At 62.1% G+C, this 6,016-nt stretch carries 6 protein-coding genes and 1 pseudogene; 5 read left to right on the top strand and 2 right to left on the bottom strand.

Annotated elements, in window-relative coordinates:
• Nucleotides 1-19: 19 nt before the first annotated feature.
• From EN964_RS21450 to EN964_RS21440, 3 genes are read left to right on the top strand one after another with little or no spacing between them, the layout of a single operon-like run.
• Nucleotides 20-382, top strand: coding sequence for an ABC transporter permease (locus tag EN964_RS21450; protein WP_127276712.1), 363 nt, complete (start codon nucleotides 20-22; stop codon nucleotides 380-382).
• Nucleotides 379-1,230: an ABC transporter permease gene (locus EN964_RS21445; RefSeq protein ID WP_236383514.1), complete on the top strand. Its 852-nt coding sequence runs from the start codon at nucleotides 379-381 to the stop codon at nucleotides 1,228-1,230. Before EN964_RS21450 ends, EN964_RS21445 begins: the two co-directional genes overlap by 4 nt.
• Nucleotide 1,231: 1 nt before the next feature.
• Nucleotides 1,232-2,911 (top strand): ABC transporter ATP-binding protein, encoded by a 1,680-nt coding sequence (locus tag EN964_RS21440; RefSeq protein ID WP_127267171.1) that lies wholly within the window; start codon nucleotides 1,232-1,234, stop codon nucleotides 2,909-2,911.
• Nucleotides 2,912-2,926: 15 nt separating this feature from the next.
• Here EN964_RS21440 and EN964_RS21435 read toward each other — a convergent pair.
• Both EN964_RS21435 and EN964_RS21430 read right to left on the bottom strand, forming a co-directional pair.
• Nucleotides 2,927-3,157: pseudogene (locus EN964_RS21435) on the bottom strand (SDR family oxidoreductase); the annotation flags it as partial.
• Between the two features lie 7 nt (nucleotides 3,158-3,164).
• Nucleotides 3,165-3,698 (bottom strand): TetR/AcrR family transcriptional regulator, encoded by a 534-nt coding sequence (locus tag EN964_RS21430; RefSeq protein WP_023811021.1) that lies wholly within the window; start codon nucleotides 3,696-3,698, stop codon nucleotides 3,165-3,167.
• A 145-nt stretch (nucleotides 3,699-3,843) separates the two neighbouring features.
• On the opposite strand from EN964_RS21430, the gene EN964_RS21425 reads away from it, so the two are divergent.
• Nucleotides 3,844-5,172, top strand: a complete 1,329-nt coding sequence (locus EN964_RS21425) for an efflux RND transporter periplasmic adaptor subunit (protein WP_127276711.1) — start codon at nucleotides 3,844-3,846, stop codon at nucleotides 5,170-5,172.
• A partial coding sequence (locus EN964_RS21420; protein ID WP_164775915.1) for an efflux RND transporter permease subunit occupies nucleotides 5,169-6,016 on the top strand: 848 nt, incomplete at its 3' end. The genes EN964_RS21425 and EN964_RS21420, both read left to right, overlap by 4 nt.

Here is a 6,016-nt window from a genome sequence, read left to right as displayed (position 1 = left end):
ATCCTTGTCCATCTGCTGAATGAAGGTCGCGCGCAATCTGCGCGCGACCTTCATTCAGCAGATGGACAAGGATTACGCGATCGCCTGCCGCTCCAGGGGCCTGCCGGAAAGCTACATCTTTTCCCGGCATGTGTTCTGGAATTCCCTTTTGCCGACAGTCAATCTGCTGGGCGTCGTGGTCGCCTTCCTGATCGGCGGAACGGTCGTTGTCGAAAATGTCTTCAACATTCCAGGGCTCGGCAACCTGCTCATCCGCGGCGTTCTCACGCACGACCAGTTCGTCGTCCAGGCGGTGGCCCTGCTGCTTGCCGTAGGTGTCGTCATTTCGAATTTTGCCGTCGATGTCTTGACCGCCATTCTCGACCCACGGGTGGAATTATGAGCGATGTGATGCAGGGCAGCGGCTCCTTGGCCATGGCGCGTATCCGCACGATGCCGGCAACCTTGATCATTGGCGGCGCCATCACCTTGGCCTGGATCGTCGTGGCCATTTTGGCGCCGGTGCTGACCAGTTTCGACCCGATCAAGGTCGATGTGATGCAGGCGCTGAAACCACCTGGCGCCGAGCATTGGTTTGGCACCGACGCCATCGGCCGCGATGTCCTGGCGCGGACACTGTTTGCCGCACGCTACGATCTCGCCATGGCCTTCTTCGGCGTCGTCGGTCCGATCATCCTGGGGACGATCATCGGCCTTATCGCCGGCTATCTGGGTGGCCGGATCGATGCGGCGCTGATGCGCATCCTCGAGGTCACCGTATCATTTCCCTATTTCGTCCTCGTGATCGCCATCGTGGCCGTGCTGGGGCCCGGCCTCAAGAGCTACTTCATCTCGCTCACCTTGGTGAACTGGGTCAGCTATGCGCGACTTGTGCGGAGCCAGGCGCTGGTGCTGCGCGGCGTCGATTTCGTGCTGGCGGCACGTGGCATGGGTTTTGGGCATTTGCGCATCATGCTGTTCCACATCCTGCCGAATGCCATCGTCCCATCGATCGTCTTCGTCATGACCGATGCCGTGCTGGCCATCGTGCTCGGATCATCATTGGGTTTTCTCGGCCTCGGCGTACAACCGCCAACGCCCGAATGGGGCGCCATGATCGCGGACGGGCAGACCTACCTGACGACCGCATGGTGGATTGCGATCTTCCCAGGCATCGCCATCTGCCTTCTGGCGCTGGGCCTCTCGTTGACCGCTGATGGTCTCGCCCGCCTCCTGAACACGGAATCCTGAGATGAGCGACCTCGTCAGCGTCGAGAACCTCACCATCGACTTCGCCACCAATTTTGGCGACGTCCACGCCCTGCGCGGCGTCAGCTTTTCACTGAAAGCGGGAGAGGTCCTTGGGATCGTCGGTGAATCCGGATCGGGCAAGACGGTGGCCTGCAGAGCCATCCTCAAGCTGATTGCCGGCAACGCACTGGTGAAGTCGGGTCGGATCATGTTCGAGGGCAGCGATGTCCTCGCCATGAAGGATGCCGATCTGGGCCAGCTGCGTGGCGGGCAAGCGGCGATGATCTTCCAGAACCCGTCGACGCATCTTGATCCGATCATGACGGTCGGGCGTCAGGTGGGAGAAGCGATGGTGGTCCATCAGGGCGTATCCTGGCGGCAGGCCAATGCGCGGGCGGTCGGACTGCTCGAAGACATGCACATCAAGGACGCGCCAAGGCGCGCGGGCGCCTATCCTCACGAGCTATCCGGTGGCATGCGTCAGCGGGTGATGATTGCGGCGGCCCTTGCCTGCGAACCGAAACTGCTGATTGCCGACGAGCCCACGACGGCACTTGATGTCACGGTGCAAGCTCAGATACTCGACCTGCTCCGCGGCATCCGGCGTGAACGCAAGCTGTCGGTCATTCTGGTCTCTCACGACCTTGGCGTGATCGCGGAAATGTGCGACCGCGTCGTCGTCATGAAGGACGGCGCGGTGCTGGAAATCGGCTCGGTCGATCAGATCCTGCGTGACCCCGCCCATGAATACACGAAGCGCCTGATCGCTTCCCAACCCTCGCTGATGAAGCCGACCACGCATGCATGCCCCGTGGCGACGGAACCGCATCTCCTGGTGAAGAACCTGTGCGTGAACTTCTACCCAGGGCAGAGCCTTGCAGCCTGGGCGACACGCAAGCCGCCGCAGATCGTGCGCGCGGTCGACAATGTTTCGCTGGCATTGCGGCGCGGTGGGGCACTGGGGATCGTCGGCGAGTCCGGTTCCGGCAAGAGCACCATAGCCCGGGCCATTGCAGGCCTGGTGCAGCCGGAACAAGGAGAGATCGAGGTGGACGGCCAATCGCTCGATCGCGCGCTAAGGCAGCGCCGACCGGAGCAGGTTCGCAAACTGCAGATGGTGTTCCAGGACCCGTTCATGTCCCTCAACCCGGCGTTTACGGTTGCGCGAACTCTGGCCGAACCGCTGCGGCAACAGAACATCTGCCCGGAAAGAGACATCCCGGAGCGGATCCGCGAGCTGATGGAAAAAGTGGAATTGCCACGCCAGTTGCTGGACCGACGCACCACGCAGCTTTCCGGCGGCCAGCGGCAGCGCGTCGGCATCGCCAGAGCCCTGGCGCTGGAACCTGAGATATTGATCGCCGATGAAGTCACCTCCGCTCTGGACGTCACCATCCAGGCCCAGGTGCTCGGCCTCTTTGCGCGGCTGCGCCGCGAATTGTCGCTGACGCTGATCCTGATTTCCCATGATCTGGGCGTGGTGCGTTATCTCTGCGAGCACGTTGCGGTCATGCAGCACGGCAAGCTGGTTGAGTATGGCAATACGGAAGATGTCCTGGATCGTCCGCAGCAGGCCTATACGCGAGAGTTGATCGCCGCTATCCCGAAACTCTCGCGTCGAACGAGCAGCGGAATCCAACCAGGAGACACCCCGCTACTGGCCGCCGGAAGCAAATGCTGAGCCTTCGGGGCCGGGCTACTGTGCCGTCCAGCCGCCGTCCATCTGCAAGGTCGTGCCGGTGATCTGCCTGGCTGCGTCCGAACACAGGAACAGCGTCAACGCAGCAAGCTCATCGACGGTGACGAATTCCTTGGTCGGCTGGGCAGCGAGCAGCACATCGTGCTTGACCTGTTCCTCGGTCATGCCGCGCGCCTTCATGGTGTCGGGAATCTGCCTTTCGACCAGCGGGGTCCAGACATAGGGTGGGCGACGCCTATTTGGCGATCTCGAGCAGGGACGATACCAGAAGCTCTCGCTCATCTTTCGACAGGACATCCGAATCGAAGAGGTTCATGCTGCGCAATCCCTCGATGGCGAGATAGCAGATTAACAGCGATTTGAGATCCGGCGTCTCACCTTTCAGCCGCTCGAAAAGCTGCCTCTTGAAGGTCTTTATCGGCATCATGAAATCGGGATCCTCGGCGATGGCCGAGAAAATCCAGGACGCCGACGGCTGCTTTTCCTCGCAATCATTGGCTGACAGCCTGATGTAGACAGCCAGGGGATTTTCGTCCTTGTCATTTGTGCGGGCGGCTTCCAGTGCGTGCTCGAACTCACGCAGATAGCCTTCGACCAAACCTTGCATCAATTTGGCCTTGGTCGGGAAATTGTAGAGGAGCCCTCCCTTCGACACGCCGGCACGGCTGGCTACGGCATCCAGCGACAGGCTGCCTGGTCCGGATTCCCGGGCAACATCAGCCGCCGCGGCGAGAATCTTCTCGCGCGAATTCGGTCTTTGGGCTCTCATGGGGCCTCCCATCGCAAGCTTAGGCCCAATTGACAAGACCGTCCAGACGGTACAGGAAGACCGCCATTATTTGAAATCGGGACCCGCAGTCGATATGTGTCCCGATATCCGCGCTTCGCGCCGGATTTCGACTGAGGGGACTTCCTTGTTCAAGCGCATACTCCGTATCTTTATCATTGTTCTGGTTCTGGCTCTGCTCGTCGTCGTGGTCGGCGGCATCGTCGGCTTCAACTTCCTGCGCGACAACGGCATCAAGCAGTATTTCGCATCGATGAAGCCGCCGGCGGCAACCGTGTCGACCACCATCGCCAAGCCTTCGGCCTGGACGCCAGGCGTCGAGGCTATCGGTACGGTCAAGGCTGTGCGCGGTGTCGACCTGGCGGTCGAGACCACCGGTATCGTCAAGGACATCCTTTTCCATGCCAACCAGAAGGTGGCCGACAATGCGGTTCTGCTGCAGCTCGATGACGCCGTCGAGCGCGCCGATCTCGACGCACAGAAAGCGCAGGCCGCGCTCGACCAGACCTCGCTGGCCCGCGCCATTGAACTGACCAGGCGTGGCGTCGGCTCCGACTCGACGCTGGACACGGCGCGTGCGGCGGCCTCGGCCTCGGCATCTCAGGTCACCAAGCTGCAGGCCGTACTCGAACAGAAGCAGCTGACGGCGCCTTTCGGCGGCACGGTGGGCATTCCGAAAATCGATATCGGCCAGTATCTGGCGCCCGGCACCGCCGTGGTGACATTGCAGGACCTCGACACGATGCGGGTCGATTTCTCGGTTCCCGAACAGCAACTCGCCTTGCTCAAGATCGGCCAGACGATTCGATTGGGCCTTGGCGGTGAGGACAGGCCATTCGCAGGCGCCATTCGCGGCATCGACCCGAAGATCGACTCGTCCAGCCGGCTGGTGAACATCCGGGCGGAAGTCGCCAATCCCGATGGCAAGCTGACCCCCGGCCAGTTCGTGCAGGTGCGTGTCGAGCTGCCCGAAGAGCAGAACGTGCTGACCCTGCCGCAGACGGCGCTGACGACAAGCCTCTATGGCGACTACATCTTCGTGGTGCAGCCGGCCAAGCCTGCCGAGGCGGCCCCAGCCAAGCCGGAGGAAAACCCCGCCGCGCCGTCAGCCGACAAATCGGCGGAAGCCAAGCCTGCGGACACCAAGCCGGCCGATGCCATGAAGCCGGCGGCTGATGCAGCCAAGCCTGCCGCCGATGCGGCAAAACCAACCGACAAGGCTGCCGATCCGGCCAAGCCGGCGGCGGAAGGTGACAAGCCCGCGCTCGTGCTGTCGCAGGTGTTCGTCAAGCCCGGCCGCCGCAATCAAGGCATGGTCGAGATCGTCGAGGGGCTGAAGGCCGGCGACGAGGTCGTCACCGCCGGCCAGAACCGCCTCTTCAACGGCATGTCCGTCGTTGTGGACAACACCATCGACCCGACCAAATCGGCGAACAAGCAGGCCGAACAGCAATGAGCTTTTCAGATCTCTTCATTCGCCGGCCTGTTCTTTCGACGGTCCTTGCCTGCATGATCCTGCTCCTGGGTTTCCAGGGCATCTTCAACCTGTCGATCCGGCAGTATCCGAAGGTCGACGAAACCGCGATCACCATCACGACGGCCTATCCAGGCGCCAGCGCCGATCTGATCCAGGGCTTCATTTCCGCCCCGATCGCCCGCGCCGTCGCCTCGACCGAAAACATCGACTACGTCACCTCGTCCAGCCGCCCGTCCTCCAGCACCGTGACCGTGCAGATGAAGCTCGGCTCGAACCCCGACGTCGCGCTGACCGAAGTCCTGTCCAAGGTCCAGGGCGTGCGCGGCACCTTGCCGGACGCATCGAAGGACCCTGTCATCGTCAAGGGCACCGGCCAGCAGTTCGCGATGATGTACATCTCGATGCAGAACCCGAACATGACGAAGGAGCAGCTGACCGAGTATATCGAGCGCGTCATCAGGCCGCGCATGTCGACGGTCGAAGGCGTCGCCGACGTGCAGATCTTCGGCGCCCAGGAATACTCGATGCGCGTCTGGATCGACCCGGTCAAGCTTGCCGCGCGCGGCGTGACGGCCTCCGAACTGCTGACGGCGATCAACAATTCCAACTTCCTGTCGGCGCCCGGCAACACCCAGAACGAGTATGTCGTTTCCTCGATCACCGTGCGCTCGACATTGCAGACGCCGGAGGCATTCGCCGAGCTGCCGCTGCGCTCGACTGACGGCAATGTGGTGCGGTTGCGCGACGTGGCTCGCGTCGAACTCGCCGCCGAGAACACCGACACCCGGGTCTCGTTCAACGGCAAACCCGGCACCTTCCTCGC

Source organism: Mesorhizobium sp. M7A.F.Ca.CA.001.10.2.1, from assembly GCF_003998575.1.
Taxonomy (GTDB): Bacteria; Pseudomonadota; Alphaproteobacteria; order Rhizobiales; family Rhizobiaceae; genus Mesorhizobium.
The sequence above is the reverse complement of the archived record's forward strand: the minus strand, read 5'-3'. Positions and strand labels throughout refer to the sequence as shown.